The sequence below is a fragment of the Microcoleus sp. AS-A8 genome, from assembly GCA_039962225.1.
Taxonomy (GTDB): Bacteria; Cyanobacteriota; Cyanobacteriia; order Cyanobacteriales; family Coleofasciculaceae; genus Allocoleopsis.
Genome location: JAMPKV010000031.1, coordinates 33,675 through 49,104, shown reverse-complemented (window position 1 = coordinate 49,104; position 15,430 = coordinate 33,675). Strand labels below are relative to the sequence as shown.

At 48.1% G+C, this 15,430-nt stretch carries 10 protein-coding genes and 3 pseudogenes; 6 read left to right on the top strand and 7 right to left on the bottom strand.

The window, feature by feature from the left end; translation table 11 throughout:
- Positions 1–287 precede the first annotated feature (287 nt).
- The gene (locus NDI48_28605; protein ID MEP0835125.1) at positions 288–1,109 is read right to left on the bottom strand and encodes a TatD family hydrolase; all 822 of its coding nucleotides are present in this window, start codon (positions 1,107–1,109) and stop codon (positions 288–290) included.
- Between the two features lie 188 nt (positions 1,110–1,297).
- Entirely contained in the window at positions 1,298–1,624 is a 327-nt protein-coding gene (gene rpsT / locus NDI48_28600) for a 30S ribosomal protein S20 (protein ID MEP0835124.1), read from the bottom strand.
- Positions 1,625–1,830: 206 nt separating this feature from the next.
- Here rpsT and hisD point away from each other — a divergent pair, with 206 nt between their 5' ends.
- On the top strand, positions 1,831–3,138 hold the full coding sequence (hisD, locus tag NDI48_28595; GenBank protein MEP0835123.1) for a histidinol dehydrogenase: 1,308 nt from the start codon (positions 1,831–1,833) through the stop codon (positions 3,136–3,138).
- Between the two features lie 175 nt (positions 3,139–3,313).
- Complete coding sequence (locus tag NDI48_28590; GenBank protein ID MEP0835122.1) at positions 3,314–3,736, top strand: universal stress protein; 423 nt, start codon at positions 3,314–3,316, stop codon at positions 3,734–3,736.
- Positions 3,737–3,740: 4 nt separating this feature from the next.
- Here the strand turns inward: NDI48_28590 and NDI48_28585 are convergent, their stop codons facing one another.
- Complete coding sequence (locus NDI48_28585; GenBank protein MEP0835121.1) at positions 3,741–6,512, bottom strand: PAS domain S-box protein; 2,772 nt, start codon at positions 6,510–6,512, stop codon at positions 3,741–3,743.
- 358 nt (positions 6,513–6,870) lie between these two features.
- Positions 6,871–7,254 carry a hypothetical protein gene (locus tag NDI48_28580; GenBank protein ID MEP0835120.1) on the bottom strand — a complete coding sequence of 128 codons (384 nt, stop codon included), beginning with the start codon at positions 7,252–7,254 and terminating at the stop codon, positions 6,871–6,873.
- A 253-nt stretch (positions 7,255–7,507) separates the two neighbouring features.
- On the opposite strand from NDI48_28580, the gene NDI48_28575 reads away from it, so the two are divergent.
- Together NDI48_28575 and NDI48_28570 are read left to right on the top strand one after the other, a co-directional pair.
- Positions 7,508–8,266, top strand: coding sequence for a peptidylprolyl isomerase (locus tag NDI48_28575; protein ID MEP0835119.1), 759 nt, complete (start codon positions 7,508–7,510; stop codon positions 8,264–8,266).
- A 31-nt stretch (positions 8,267–8,297) separates the two neighbouring features.
- Complete coding sequence (locus NDI48_28570; protein MEP0835118.1) at positions 8,298–10,904, top strand: peptidase domain-containing ABC transporter; 2,607 nt, start codon at positions 8,298–8,300, stop codon at positions 10,902–10,904.
- A gap of 218 nt (positions 10,905–11,122) precedes the next feature.
- Here NDI48_28570 and NDI48_28565 read toward each other — a convergent pair.
- Positions 11,123–11,245 (bottom strand): annotated as a pseudogene (locus tag NDI48_28565) (IS1 family transposase).
- A 392-nt stretch (positions 11,246–11,637) separates the two neighbouring features.
- Here NDI48_28565 and NDI48_28560 point away from each other — a divergent pair.
- Positions 11,638–11,904, top strand: a pseudogene (locus NDI48_28560) (serine protease).
- Between the two features lie 1,083 nt (positions 11,905–12,987).
- Positions 12,988–13,704, top strand: a pseudogene (locus tag NDI48_28555) (S8 family serine peptidase).
- 106 nt (positions 13,705–13,810) lie between these two features.
- Here the strand turns inward: NDI48_28555 and NDI48_28550 are convergent.
- Together NDI48_28550 and NDI48_28545 are read right to left on the bottom strand one after the other, a co-directional pair.
- Positions 13,811–14,455: a glycoside hydrolase family protein gene (locus NDI48_28550; protein ID MEP0835117.1), complete on the bottom strand. Its 645-nt coding sequence runs from the start codon at positions 14,453–14,455 to the stop codon at positions 13,811–13,813.
- 142 nt (positions 14,456–14,597) lie between these two features.
- Positions 14,598–15,257 (bottom strand): SDR family oxidoreductase, encoded by a 660-nt coding sequence (locus NDI48_28545; GenBank protein ID MEP0835116.1) that lies wholly within the window; start codon positions 15,255–15,257, stop codon positions 14,598–14,600.
- Positions 15,258–15,430: the final 173 nt, after the last annotated feature.

Below are 15,430 nucleotides of genomic sequence, written 5' to 3'. Positions count from 1 at the left end.
GGCAGCAATTGAGTAGGGGGAGGGGAAATTTTATTCATAGTAACTCTTCTTAATAATAGTATGGCGCAGAGAAACTGAATCTGACTAAAGGGTGAAGGCTAAAGGCTGAAGGCTAAAAAATTCCTACTTGCGAAGGATACAATAGAGCTTGAAACTCGCAATGACCTATTAGAGAGACTATCCTCCTAGGGAGTGAATCCATCAACCCTATAATTTCTGGGTTCCGTGGCTTTTCCGACTTTTGTCAGGTCGCTATCGCTTGCTAATATCCTTTCCCCTTCTACTTTCTATGGACTGCTGTAACATTCGGTACTCGAAACCGCTCCCCTAGGGAGGGGTAGACCAAAAAGTTCTATGGCATTCTGGGTTGTCTGGGTAGCTAGGGTTTCGACAGGGATATCTCGCAGACGGGCAACGCACTCTGCCACATAACGAACATAGGCAGGTTCATTACGTTTGCCTCGTTTGGGAACGGGTGCCAGGAAAGGACAATCTGTTTCAATCAGAAGGCGATCTAAGGGAACCATCACTGCCGATGCTTGAATCGACTGGGCGTTTTTAAACGTCACAATGCCACTAAAACTAATGTAAAAGCCCAGATCCAAAAACCACTGAGTCTCTTCGGGAGTGCCTCCCCAACAGTGCATTACACCCTTGACGGAACCATGACGTTCCCAAAACTCCTGCAACAGCGTTCTCATAGGGATGGCGGCGTCGCGACAGTGGATAATCACGGGTAAATCTAACTGCTTCGCGATCGCCAGTTGTGCCTCAAATACCGCCTTCTGCTCTTGGGGGTTCTCCGCTTTGAAGAAATCTAATCCCGTTTCCCCAATCGCCACTACCCTGGGATCACAACGAGCTAACGAGAGAATTAAGTCTGTTGTCTGGGATGTCCATTTCTCGGCATCCAACGGATGCAACCCTACCGCATAGAAGAGTTCAGGAAACTGGTCAGCCAAGGCTCGAATGGCCGCTACCTCAGTTGGCTCCACACAAGAATGCACGAGATAGACCACACCAGCTTGACGCCAGCGGTCTCGTATGGCTTCCAGATCTGACTGGAAGGTTTCAAAATTGATGTGGACATGTGTGTCTACCAACGGCATCTGCACAGTCTTCTATCTATTCTAGAGCTATTTTTAACAATTAGCAGGAGCCAGCCGCTCAGCCTGACAAGAATAGGGGAAAGAAGGCTATTCCCCTAGCCCGAGTTAGGTCTTGACAAAGAATCGGCTTAGACTGGAGTACCATTTTCTCTCTTCCGGAGGAAACTCAGCAAGAAAGAGTGGTGCTTTTAGGCCGAGGCTTCTGCTTGCTCAGCCGAGGAATTGACTCCCGGAGTGACCTTTTTGAGCCGAGCCGCCAGCCGAGATTTTTTGCGAGCGCCATTGTTCGGATGCAACACCCGCCGCTTTACAGCTTTGTCGATTTTGCTGTAAGCCTCGGACATACAACTCTTGACTTCCTGCAACGCCTCTGGGTTTGGTTGGCGGGCGTAATCTTCTACGGCAGCGAAGTATTTCTTGATCAGCGTTTTCACCGCTGACTTGTAGGTCTTGTTCCGAACTCGGTTGCGTTCGGCAATTTCTATACGCTTGAGCGCGGACTTGTTATTAGCCACAGTAGCCTTGAGGAAACCTTACTTTTGATAACAAACAAAATACCTGAATGACCACTATAACATCTATTCAGAAAGTATCGCGACCCTTGAAAAATCCAGTTAAGCTATAGGAGTAAGTCCGGGGACGATGCCCCCTTCTTGTCAAAGAGAAGGCTGATGGACCTGGTCTCGGACGGGTAATACCTAAGGATGGGCACTCCGACTCCATGCTGCGAATCATTACTCAGCAGGCTGAGGCACAAACTGAACTGCGACGTATCCGCGATCGCACTTCCCAAGACCACGTTATTCACAAAGAAGCAACAGTGCGGGAGGTCTTACAGGCGATCAAACGCCAGGGAGACAAAGCACTCTTGCACTATACCGAGGAATTCGATCACCAAACCTTAAGTATCGATCAACTTCGCGTCAGTGGCTCAGAATTGGATGCTGCCTACCAGCAGGTATCCAAAGAATTACTCGATGCCATTCAGTTGGCAGCAAAGCAAATAGAGGCATTTCATCGACAGCGCGTCCCGAAATCTTGGGTACAATTTGGCGACGATGATGTAGTCTTAGGCAAGCGCTATACGCCGGTGGATCGAGCAGGACTTTATGTTCCTGGGGGTAGAGCCTGCTATCCCAGTACCGTGTTAATGAACGCCATCCCCGCGAAGGTGGCTAAGGTACCTCAGATCGTGATGGTGACGCCTCCTGGCTCAGACAAAACGATTAATCCGGCTGTCCTTGTGGCAGCGCAGGAAGCCGGGGTTCAAGAAATTTACCGGGTCGGTGGGGCCCAGGCGATCGCGGCTTTAGCTTACGGCACGGAAACCATTCCTAAAGTTGATGTGATTACGGGGCCTGGCAACATTTACGTCACCCTAGCGAAAAAATTGGTCTACGGAACGGTAGGCATTGACTCTTTGGCTGGCCCATCGGAGGTGCTAATCATAGCGGATGAAGCCGCTAATCCCGTCTACATCGCCGCTGATCTTCTGGCTCAGGCCGAACATGACCCGATGGCCGCGGCTATTCTCCTCACATCCGAAGCCCAACTGGCGAAACAAGTGCAGAAAGAGGTGGAACGGCAACTCAAAGACCATCCGCGACGCCTGCTGACCGAAAAAGCGATCGCTCACTTCGGTTTAATTGTCCTAGTGGATTCCCTGGATGAGGCGGCTGAACTCTCTAACGAGTTCGCCCCAGAACACCTGGAACTCGAAATTGCTGAACCTTGGGATTTACTGGAGAAAATTCGCCACGCGGGAGCAATTTTTCTCGGTCACTCCACCCCCGAAGCCGTAGGAGACTACCTGGCCGGGCCCAATCATACCCTACCGACCTCCGGTGCTGCCCGCTACGCCTCTGCTTTGGGTGTCGAAACTTTTATGAAGCACTCCAGTCTGATTCAGTACTCATCGACAGCCCTCAACAAAGTTTCGAGTGCCATTCAGGCGCTAGCTGAAGCTGAAGGGTTACCGTCCCATTCGGACTCGGTGCGATTGCGGACGCAGGAGGAGCTTAGCGATTAGTTGACTTTGACAGGGCAAGCTTATGTCTCTATGTTGATTGATGGGTTCAACCCTGTCACCCAGGTAGACAAATTCTCTACCCAAGGGTGACAATCCCAATAGCTGAAAGCTGAACGCTCAAAGCGGCTTTATGCTTTGCGATCGCTCGCTTTGCTATCCCTGATAGGAGACATTGGTGTTAAAGACAATTCTTGTGGCTATTGACAGTTCAGAACACACACTGCGCGTGATTCAGTTCTTCAAAGAGCTTCAACTACAGCCAGCAACAAAAATAATCCTTGCCCATGTCATTCCCTCACCTGAGCCTGACATGGATATCGCCGTTGACCGACCTCATACTTCAGAGGAGCTTTTGTATCAACAGGTTGAAAAACAGCTACAATCCTACCAAGCTGACCTCCCTGGCGACAGTACTCTAGAAATCGTTACAGGTGACCCACCTGCCGAAATCATCCGCCTCGCTCATATTCACCAGGCTGACTTAATTGTGATTGGCAGTCGCGGTCTAACAGGTCTCCAGCGAATTTTAGAAGGCTCGGTGAGTAGCCAAGTGGTGGCTGAAGCCCCCTGTTCTGTGCTGGTGGTCAAGCCAGACTAGCACTCTAAAGGGAAGTAGCAGTGGATAGGTTTTGTTGCCGTATTGGCAGCTCAATCACAAACTCAGCCCCTTGACCCGGTTTGGAAATGCACGTCAGATGACCTCGGTGTTGTTCAACAACAATCGAATATGCGATCGCTAACCCCAAACCCGTGCCCACACCAACGGGTTTAGTGGTGAAGAAGGGGTCAAAAATCTGTGTTTTCACCGCCAACGGGATACCAGGCCCGTTGTCGGCAATGCGAATCACAACGAATTGGGGATTGGGGCATTCGTCGCCCCTCCTCGTAGGCTCTCCCGTAGAAATTGGGGTCAATGGAGATGGGCAATTGGAGCGAGGGGAGGCTTCGCCTTGGGCAGGCGAGCCAGGGGCAGCAGGATAACCATCTTGTGAGATGTTACTAAAAACCTCTCCAGGATTACCAGGCTCTGCCTTGCTCGATCCTTTTGACTTTTGATTTTTGACTTTTGACTTGACCCAGTGCCCAATCTCTACTGAAGTACGGATGGTAATGATTCGTGGCGAGGGTTGGGGTTCCAGAGCATCAATGGCATTATTCAAGAGATTCATGAATACCTGATTGAGCGCACCCGCGTAACACTCCACTAGGGGCAGTTGTCCATATTCTTTTCTCACCTCAATCTCTGGCTTACCCACCCATCCTTTCAAGCGATGCTGCAATATCAGGAGGGTGTTATCAAGTCCCTCATGAAGATCGACGGGTTTGAGTCCCGCTTCATCCAGGCGGGAGAAGTTGCGTAGAGATAAAACAATTTGCCGGATACGGTTGGCTCCCGCTTTGATCGAGTTCAGCAGTTTGGGAAAGTCTGCTTTCAAAAAATTCAGATCCAGTGCCTCTATCTCGTTTTGAATTTCCGGTACGAGTTGTGGATAGTGTTTGGCATAGAGTTGGAGCAGCCTCAACAAATCATCTGCATATTGATGGGCATAGGAGATGTTGCCATAGATGAAGCTGACCGGGTTGTTAATTTCGTGAGCAATACCAGCAACGAGCTGTCCCAAGCTCACCATTTTTTCATTCTGAATCAGTTGGGCTTGAGTTTGTTTCAGTTGGTGTAAGGTTTGCTTTAACTGTTGGTTTTTGGCTCTTAACCGACTCTCGGATTGCCGTAAAGCGGCTTCTGCCTGTTCGCGTAAGCGAAGTTCCTTGTAGATAGCGCTGATATCCTGCACGACCTTAATAAAATACTTTGGCTCTCCCGATGACCTGCGCCGCAGCGATACAGTGAGGTTAACCCAGACTATTTCACCCGTTCGAGTCATGTAGCGTTTTTCGAGGGAGTAGGTCTGAATTTCCCCCGATAACATCTGATCCAGGTAGGTGAGATGAACTTCCAAGTCGTCTGGGTGGGTAATATCCTGAAAGCTTCGTGTCAGCATCTCCTCCTGGGTGTATCCCACAAGGTCACAAAACTTTTGGTTAATCCGGAGAAACTTCCCCTCTAGACCCACATGGGCAATGCCCACCGCCGCCTGATCGAAGGTGGCACGAAATCGTTGCTCACTCTCTCGCAGGGCTTTTTCGACTCGCTTGCGATCGCTAATGTCGGTAATCATCCTCAAGACACCGACAAACTGACCTGTTGAGTCTAAAATGGGCGTGGCAGACACGAGCGCCCACAAATCGGAGCCATCTTTGCGGCGAAATTTGAAATCATGGCGTTCTTGAATCCCTTGGCGGCGACGCTCTATATAGGCAGATGCGATCGCACGACTTTCTTCATCCATGAAGTCAAATAGCGATCGCCCCAGCATTTCCTCCATCGTATAGCCCAGCATTTGAAGCATACGACTGTTGGCAAAGGTCGTTTGGCTGTCGGCATCGAAGATCCAAACGCCCTCCGTCGCCGTCTCCACAATGCTACGATAACGAGCTTCGGATTCCCGCAGGGCTTTCTCGCCTGGCTTCCGCTCCGTCATGTCTTCACAAATCCCCAACAGATACCGAGGACTGCCGTTTTCGTCGAACAGAGAGACTCTTTTGGTAGAAACGAACCGCTCACCCCGATGAGGTGTATTGATCGGGACTTCTAAACGATCCACCCGTTCTCCACCCGCTAGAACCTGTCTGTCTTTGGCGCGGAAGTACCGAGCCTGTTCTTGGGGTAAAAAATCATAATCGTTCTTGCCCAATACTTCTTCTCTGGAATAGCCAAACAATTCTTCACTGGCTTTATTCCAGTACATCACTCGCAGATCGTCTACCTCTTTAATAAAGACCGCCACTGGGAGATTGTCCAGGATGGAATTGAGGAACGTTTGGCTATACCGTAAATCAGCTTCGGTCTGTTTACGTTCCGTAATGTCCAAAATAACGCCATCCAGCCAGAGGATTTTACCGTTCTCATCAGAAATGCCCTGACCTTTGTCATAGACCCACACTAAACTGCCATTGGCTTTTACAATCCGGTACTCAAGGACATAAGGTTGTTTAGTACTGATACTCTGACGAATTGCCTGATCCACCCAAGCTCGATCTTGAGGGTGAATGATACTGGTGAAAGACCGTACTCGATTATTCATGAAGTCACTAGGCGGATAGCCAGACACAGCCTGAATGGCTTCACTGAGAAAGACCATTGTCCTTAGAGACAATCCTTGGAATTGCTCGTCGTAAGTACAGCGGTAGACAGCTCCCGGAATATTTTCAACTAACGTTCTAAAACGTGCCTCGCTGTCTTGGAGCAACTTCTTTGCCTCTGGGTCATTGATGGAAGAGTGGGGCAATTCTGGAGAAGTAGAATGAAAATGCATGATTTTCTCCACACCGCAGCGGGTGGATAACTGAATCCAGGAACAGCAGGCACTGCCGTGGAGCGGATTAAATCTTAAAATATCTCATTTAATTTTAATATTAAAAAATGAAAATTAAATAACTCTAAAAATAGTAATTATTTATGAAGTCAATTAAATTTTTATAAAGAGAATTATTCGACGATGAGAGAATAATAATCTGTGCTATTTATCATCTTCGTTACAGGTATTGAGGCTAGCAGAACACATAGATAATTAGGTAATAGGTTTTACTTCAATTACCTATTACCCATTACCATCTTCTCTCGGTCTCCAAAAATTTCGGAGAAGGCTTCATACTTCAGATTGACCTGTTGTTCTAACGCCCAGTGGTGAGAAATTGACGCAGCCGCAGCAACGAGAGGGTTTGACCGAGATTCAGCGGGAGTAGAGAAATCCCTTCTAGACGAGACTGAACCCAACCGTCTCCCCAATACCACTCGTGGTAACCGTCAATTCCCTGACTTAAAAGCAAGCGTAAACAGTTAGACTGGGCGACTTCCACCTTGTGCTGGATAGCAACTGGCCCCATCCAAGTGGTGAAAGCTAATTCTGAATGCAACTGTTCCGGTAGCCCTAGGGAAAACCGTTGAGGCCATAGCCATTGCTGTAGACGCTCAGAATAGAGCAAGCTGTCACGGATGACGGTTTGTGGGGCTTCCACTTCAATGCGGATATGGCTTTGTTGAAAGGTTCCTAGCATGTTATTCTGAGTCAGTTTAAATCAGATTTTGACATTAAGCATTTTCCGTATCTTCCCAACTCCCCCATTCCCCTGTCGAAATCAACATCAAACTTTAGATAACCGTAGAGGGCAATTTTTGGGGATGGGAAGATAATAGGTCTTGACAATGAACTTCTTGCATAAATGGCCAAGCCAGGGATGATAAGTCCTCAGCTATGTAGCAACAACGGACTTTGGCAAGAGTTCTTATCTATTAGTATTTCGTTATTTCATGGTATCCCAACCATTCTTGACTGTTGATGACCAACCGATTTATTTGGCACAAGCGTTGCAATATCTGCAAGCCGGTGGAAAGTTAAAAGCCTTTATTGGTGATATTTTGCGGCAGCACGTCATCGAGCAAGAACTGCAAGCTCGTGAGGATATAGGCGTAAATCCAGCTCTGATTGAGCAAGCAGTGATTGATTTTCGGCTACAGCGTCAACTGACTGACCCCAAAGTGTTTGCCGACTGGCTCCAGAGCAACGGACAAGATTACACAACGTTTCATAGCTCAGTTGCTTTTGGCTTCAAGCTAGAAAACCTTAAAGCCCAGATAACGGGTTCAAAGTTACAAGAATATTTTATTGAGCGCAAGCTGTTTCTCGACCGCGTGGTACTTTCTCGCATTTTAGTGAATGAACAGGAACTGGCTGAGGAATTAGCGAGCCAAATTGAGGAGGGAGCCAGCTTTGATCAACTCGCCAGAGAGTATTCGATCGCCGATGACCGAGTCCTCAACGGTATGATGGGGCCAGTGAGTCGGGGTGCGCTGCCCGATATCTTAAGAGCCTCAGTGGATGCCGCCAGTCCTGGAGAGCTAATTGGGCCGTTAGCATTGGAAGGACGTTGGCTGTTGTTTCGAGTCGAGCAATTCCTCCCAGCCTCACTAGAAGACGCTCAGCTCAAGCTAGCGCTACAAAATGAACTGTTTGAGCAGTGGATAGCCCAAAAGATCCAACAAATGGCTGTTAAGCTTCAGGTAACTTGAGATTGTGGATGAATCTGTAGACACACAGACGATGAACGCTAACACGTCTCAATCTTCTCTCCCCTCGATACCCTGGGATGTTCCCCCCCTGGCTCTGTTAAGTCCCGAACAGCAAGTTCAATTTCAAAATCAGGCTCAGACTCGCCGCTACACACTTGGGGAAAAGATTTGGTCTACCGATAGTCGGGGAGAGCTGTTTTTAGTCGTGGGGGGGAAGGTGCGCTTAAGGGAAGAAGGAGCCACTAAACCGCTTGCCACATTGGGCGTGGGGGATTGGTTCGGGGACTGGCTCCAGCTTTCCGGAGCATTCAAAGCCGTTGCGTCTGGCAAAGAAGTGGTGGTGGTGTGTTGGGACACACCACTTTGGCAGGAAGTATTATCACCAGATCTCGAAAGGTTTTGGCATCAAACGCGATCTCGCCTCGTTCCCCCAAGCGCCGATGCCCCTCAACCCGTTTCCGGTTACCCATTTGTCTCTACCCTTAATACCGCTGCGGGTTGCTTGACAATGGTGGCACAGCAACTCTCTAATCCAGCCCAACTGGATTGGGTGCAACGCCAGTTACGAGGACAACAGCCAAAACACCTGGTAGAGGCGGGTGAAAAATTGGGACTCCAGTTGAGACGCTTGCAGACAACGTGGAGTGACTTGCGGCAGCTGACATTCCCCGCTTTGATGCGCTGGAATCAGGAAACAGGGGACTGGGGACAACCAGAACAAACCAGCAAAAGCACTCCCCCTCTCTCCCCCACCCATTCTTCTCATTGGGTTGTGGCGTATGGCATGAGGGGCGATCGCCTGATCATCGCCAACCCCCTCAACCCCGATCGCACTTGTGAAAGTCTGCCCAAGTCACTGGTTGAGGCCGCTTGGGATGGGCAATTATGGCAAGTGGAACTCATCCAGAAGCAGGACAAATTTAGCCTAGCCTGGTTTTTACCAGCGGTTTGGCACTATCGCCGATTGTTAGGGGAAGTTTTATTCGCCTCATTCACCTTGCAGTTATTGGGGTTAGCAACGCCCATCCTGACTCAGGTGATTATTGACAAAGTGATGGTGCAGGGTAGCTTGCCCACCTTGGATGTCATGGCGATCGCACTTTTGAGTGTTGCCATTTTTGAAGCCATTCTCGGCATCCTGCGGCTATTCATCTTTACCCACACCGCCCGCCGCCTTGATTTGAGCTTATCCGCTCAAGTGTTTCGACACTTGATGCGTCTCCCTTTAGCTTATTTTGAAGCGCGTCGGGTCGGAGATACGGTAGCACGGGTGCAGGAACTGGAAAACATCCGGCAATTTCTCACCGGAACAGCCCTGACAGTCATCTTAGACAGCATTTTTGCGGTCGTTTATCTGGCGTTAATGTTTTACTACAATGCCCAACTTACCTTGGTTGCATTGGCTGTTATTCCCCTATTTGCCATTCTCACCCTTGTTTCTACACCGATCCTCCGTAACTGGCTCAATGAAACCTTTAATCGCAGTGCAGATAGTCAATCGTTTTTGGTGGAGACGATTACAGGAATTCACTCGGTGAAAGCCCATGCGGCAGAAAGAACGGCACGCGATCGCTGGGAAGGATTATTTGCTCGCTACATCCGCACCGGCTTTCGTGCCTCTACAACTTCTAACATTAGTAATAACATCGGCACCTTCCTAACTAATTTCTCCTACCTCCTCATCCTCTGGTTTGGAGCCAAATTAGTCATTGATCAAAAGCTCACGATCGGGCAACTGGTTGCCTTTCAAATGCTTTCCGGTCGCATGACTGGGCCACTTCTACGTTTAGTACAACTGTGGCAAAATCTCCAACAAGTTTTGCTTTCGGTAGACCGCATTGGCGATATCCTCAATGTTGCCCCGGAAGCAGAACCGGGAAGCGGTTTAGTACTCCCTCCCCTGAAGGGACAGGTCACCTTTGACCAAATCTTCTTCCGTTACCGCTCGAACCAAGAAGCCATTTTACGAGGAATTTCTTTTACTACAGAACCAGGTATGTTGGTGGGGATTGTAGGTAGGAGTGGTTCGGGTAAAAGTACCCTTTCTAAATTGTTGCAACGTCTTTATCTAGCTGAGTCAGGTCGTATTTTGATTGATGGCTTCGATCTTAAAAGTGCAGATCTGGCTTCTCTGCGGCAACAAATTGGGGTTGTGCTGCAAGAGGATTTTCTGTTTAACGGTTCTATCTTGGAAAATATCACCCTCGGCAACCCCGACATTAGTGCAGAACAGGTGGTAGAAGCAGCGCGATTAGCGGTTGCCCATGACTTTATCAGTGAAATGCCCCAAGGTTATGAAACTAATGTTGGGGAGAGGGGTACAGCTTTATCAGGGGGACAGCGGCAACGCATTGCTTTGGCGCGTTTGTTCCTGTCTCAAGCACCCATCTTGATTTTGGATGAAGCAACTAGCGCCTTGGATAGTGAGACGGAGCAACAGGTATTACAAAACATTCAACGAATCTCTCAAAATCGTACTGTCTTCTTAATCGCCCACCGTTTTGCGCCTCTGAAACGCGCTGACTTGATTTTGGTGTTGGAAAAAGGGGTGATTGCTGAAAAGGGTACCCACACTGATCTGTTGCAGCAGAAAGGGCTTTATTGGTCACTCTACCAACGTCAGCAATCAGCGGTGTAAAGATTTTTAAAGATTGTGTGAAGCGTGGCACAACTTGTGTTATTAGCAAAGGCTTTCGACCTTCTTCACTTGTTCAGAGATAAAAATATTCAGCAAGCCTTGGTTTTCTAAGGGGTAAAGCTTCAATTATTTTTTTCTTGTCAGAGAAATAAAATCTCTATAAATCACAGGGCGTTGCATAGTTGCGGGATGAATTAGGCTACTAGGGGTACAAATCCCTAATGGAGGTAGTGCAGTAACAATCGAATTGATAGCTTAAGCATTTTTTTTGATTTAGAATAGCAAAGAGTTTTTCGATGAAGGCGTGCCAGATAATGTCTTAATCTGGTATTTTCTCCTTCTCTCTATAAAATTACAACGAGAGAATAAAAGATTTGATAAAGCTCATTAGTATTGGATAATACAAATTAAGAAGTATGTTCAAAATAAGAATATATCCTGGCGTCGAGTGTCTGAAAAGCTTAGTCTAACGCAGGATAGTTTGTCATATCCGTTTGTTTCCTTCTTCTTGTCACTGTTGTAAAGAGAAGATGAGGAATTAGCTGTTTTGCACTAAAAACAGTATAAATACCTATCAGAACTTGGTTTAGAGCTAGTGGCTATGAAACATAATTCCGATTCCGCATCTATAAGTTGTTTCTGCTCTCATAGCTCTGACCTGTTGAGTTCCTCCTCGGAATGGTACATGCGACCAGGGGAATTACAAGACCCCCTACAATCTGGCAATACACTGATGAGATCGAGTTCTGCTCTCTCGACAGTGATACCAGATCCTGGTAGCGGCCCTGGTCAAGCTTTTAATATTGGCACCTTAACAGGAAATAATAGTCGGACATTCAGTGATGTTGTCAGCCCTACTGACTTCCATGACTACTTCCGCTTGGATTTGAGTTCCCCGGGCGGTTTAAATCTCGAACTCGCTGGACTCAGCGCTGATGCCAATTTACAACTGTTCAATAGTAGTAATACTCTGATTGGCAGTTCTGCTCAGTTAGGCAACCTTACAGAGGTCATTAATCTCTCCGGTTTGGCAGCAGGCACGTATTACATTGATGTCCATGCGTCCCCAGCCAGTGGTGATACGAACTATACCCTGAACTTGTCTACTTCCCTAGAAAGTGAACCCAGCGAACTCTTGGCGAGTGCGACGACAAGTAGCATTAACGCGACTACCCCAGGGGTTAGCACCGACGCCAGTAGCGCCCTTGCGACGAACTTTAGTGTAATTGATGCATCGGGGGATAGCAGCGTATATACCGTCTTTCAGGGGGGAGCGATACGCGTTAGCTATGACTTTCAAAATGTTGCCTCGTTGTCGAGTGTTCGGTTAGAAGCCTTGAGTAGCAGTAGCGTTGTCTCAACTCTAGGGACTTGGAGTGGAGCGAGTCTATCCAGCGCTTTAGTTAATCTTGCCAGCTTTTCGGGGCTAACGGCGGGTGATTATCAGCTGCGTGCCGTGATTCAAACCACCGATGGACAAGAACTGTTGGCGGCAACTCAATCGATGAGTATTCTGTCCAATACCCGTATCAATGGCACCTTCGCCGCTGATACGCTGGATTACTCAGCAGGTCTGGGAAATGGATCAATCATTCTGGGACGTGGGGGTACGGATACGTTCAATTTAGGAGCGGCGGGTCTTTCGGCTGCTAACGTGACCAGTATCAACGGACTTAGCCTCAGTGCGTTCAATCCCTTATCTGGCTCAACAGCGAGTCAAGCGATTTATGGGGGTACAGCCTTTGATTACCTAACCCTTTCGGATGGGCGAGAAATTTACTTTCAAGGGATTGAACTTCTCAAGTTTGCCGATGGGTCAACCTTAGAGTTACAAGTTCACCCTAACGATACTTACTTTGGTGCTCAGTGGAATCTAGCGGTTTCTGATGTACCGAGTGCGTGGCGCTATAGTCAAGGAGCGAGTAATGTTTTGCTCGTTTCTCTGGATACAGGACTCGCTGTAGGAGCCAATGGTGTGGTGAATACGGTTGACATTGCCACCAATCGCTTGACTTCTTATTATTGGCCTTGGGCGAACGACGACTTCAATGATTATGGTCACGGACATGCTGCGATCAGTATCATGGGTGGTACAGCTAACAACGCTTCCGGTACGGCTGGGATTAATTGGAACAGTCCCGTATATGTCAATGACGTGTATGGGGGTAACGGAGTAGGATGGCGCTTAACGTTACAGAGTGCGATCGCCAACGCGATTAATTACGCACGAACCTACAATATGAAGGTGGTTTTCCAAGGGGGTATTCAGGGGGATGGCTGGCTGAATGATGGTGGTACACAGGCACAACTTGAACAGTTGATTCAAGCCAACTCGGATATCGCTACCTTTGCCATTGCAGCAGGAAATGGTGGCCCTGGTGGGAATTTATCTGATCCAAACTATCTAACCAGTGTGAGTGGCGTTGCCAAACTGGAGACGACTTATAGTAATGTGATGTCGGTTGGTGCACTTCAGTATCAAGGCACCAATGCGGTGAATGGCATCACAAATGCTACTGCTGTAAATCTGGCAGGCTACTCCAATCGCGGCTCTAATTTAACGTTGGTAGCACCCACTGATTCTCCAGTGATGGATCAATTTGGGAACTTCGTCTATTTCAACGAAACTTCTGCGGCTAATCCCAATTTAGCGGGTATTGCTTCTTTGGTGTGGAGTGTCAACCCGACACTCACGGGAGGACAAGTCCGCCAGATTTTAACCGATACGGCAATGGATTTGGGCACACTGGGTCGGGATAATACGTTTGGCTATGGTTTGGTGAATGCCGATGCGGCTGTTCGCCGTGCAGCGGCGCTACAACGTAACGTTGAGGTGGCTAATCTCTACGCTGGTAGCTCATTGTACGTGTAAAATTTGTCAATTTTTCACTCTCCCCTCTTCCACCTCACCCAGATTTTTTCAACTCTTCCTTTAGCATCCGCTGATAAATGGTGGGCAAATACCCTGACATGGAATTAGTCTCTATTCCATAACCCAAACTTGTCCAGGTTCCCGACAGCCGACGCAAAACATCATTCACTCTTCCCTTACGCAGTTGTTTAGAAAGATCGACGCCCCAAGCGTTTTTATCACTCAACCAACGGTAAACCACAGCATCCTGATACTCCGGCTGAAAGCCATAGTTTCGCCAAAATAAAAAACCTGAAGGTTGGGGATGATAGCGCTGCGCCATCTTATCCCAGGTAGTATTAAGAAACTGATAGCGTCCCGCCGCTGTTGTACAGTTGCCCACATTGGGACCTGCCACAATCCGGACACAGCGGTTCGGATGACGGCTCAAATCCCAGGCGCGATCGCCGCCATAGAGGAGTGTATAAGGTTGAGAGTCATTGGCTTCACTTGCCGTGATCGTTCGCATCAACGCACGAATGTAGGGATCGCCCCCCTGCATCACCAAAGGCGGTGTCCCATAAGCACTTTTTGGATACTGAAGGTAAGGGTAAAAGCGTTGTACCCAATTGCCTTTAGACAGCTCAAACAGCATGACTGCTAGCGCTAAGGCACTGATTTTCGCAAGTAGATTCTTCAAGGCAAATCTGGAGAAAAATCTCTTTTTGAATTTTAAGCTAATAAATTTTCGCCAGGGTGATCGATGTACCCAATTGAATGCGCCTCACGCAGCTCAAAAAAAGGCGCAAGCGTTGCCCACTGACCAGAGATTATTTAACCTATCAGACCACTTTAGCAAATAGCTGATCCCAGCTTTGCTCCGGAACCTCTGGCTTAGCAACTACTTCTACAATTTTATTGCGTGCTTCCGATTGTGACAGCGCCTCGACACAAACTTGTGCCACCTTTGTGCGAGGAATACTTCCATCAAACAGAGTATCGGCTGATGACATGACAACAGAGTCTGGGTTATCTTCGTTCTTGAGGCCCCCAGGTCGCACAATCGTATAAGTCAACCCACTTTTGGTGAGGTATTCCTCCGCTTGCTTCTTCCATACCAGAATCAGCCAAAACAGGTTGAGCGGATGGAAAAGTTGGGATACACACAGAGAAGAGACCATGACAAAGTGTTCAATGCCTTTGCTCTTGGCTACGTCTACCAAGTTTTTTGTACCCTCATAGTCTACTTTGTAAGGCCCCGTTGGATCGAGACTGGGTTTGGCACCCGTCGCTGACAAAATGACCGTACTATCTGCGATCGCTGCACTGAGACTCTCTGGCTTTAACACATCTCCCACGATCAGTTCCGCTTGGGGCGGCAGAATTTCTTTCGCTGTTTCCAAATTCCGGACTAACGCCCGAACTGGAATATTGCGCTTAACCAATTCTTGTACAATCCGGCGTCCTGTCTCGCCTGTAGCTCCGGCAACAAATGCTTTCATTCCTCTCTCCGTCATTCACTAATGGTTGACTACAAGATTCACAAGCTATGCTAGGTGAGCAAGAAATTCTCTCTTTAGCAGTAAACCTTAACTCCTCAATTGTATGAACTTTATAAATGTGTACTCGTCTTGACCGTAAATTGACGAAACTAAAGTGAGAATTTGTACCGCAA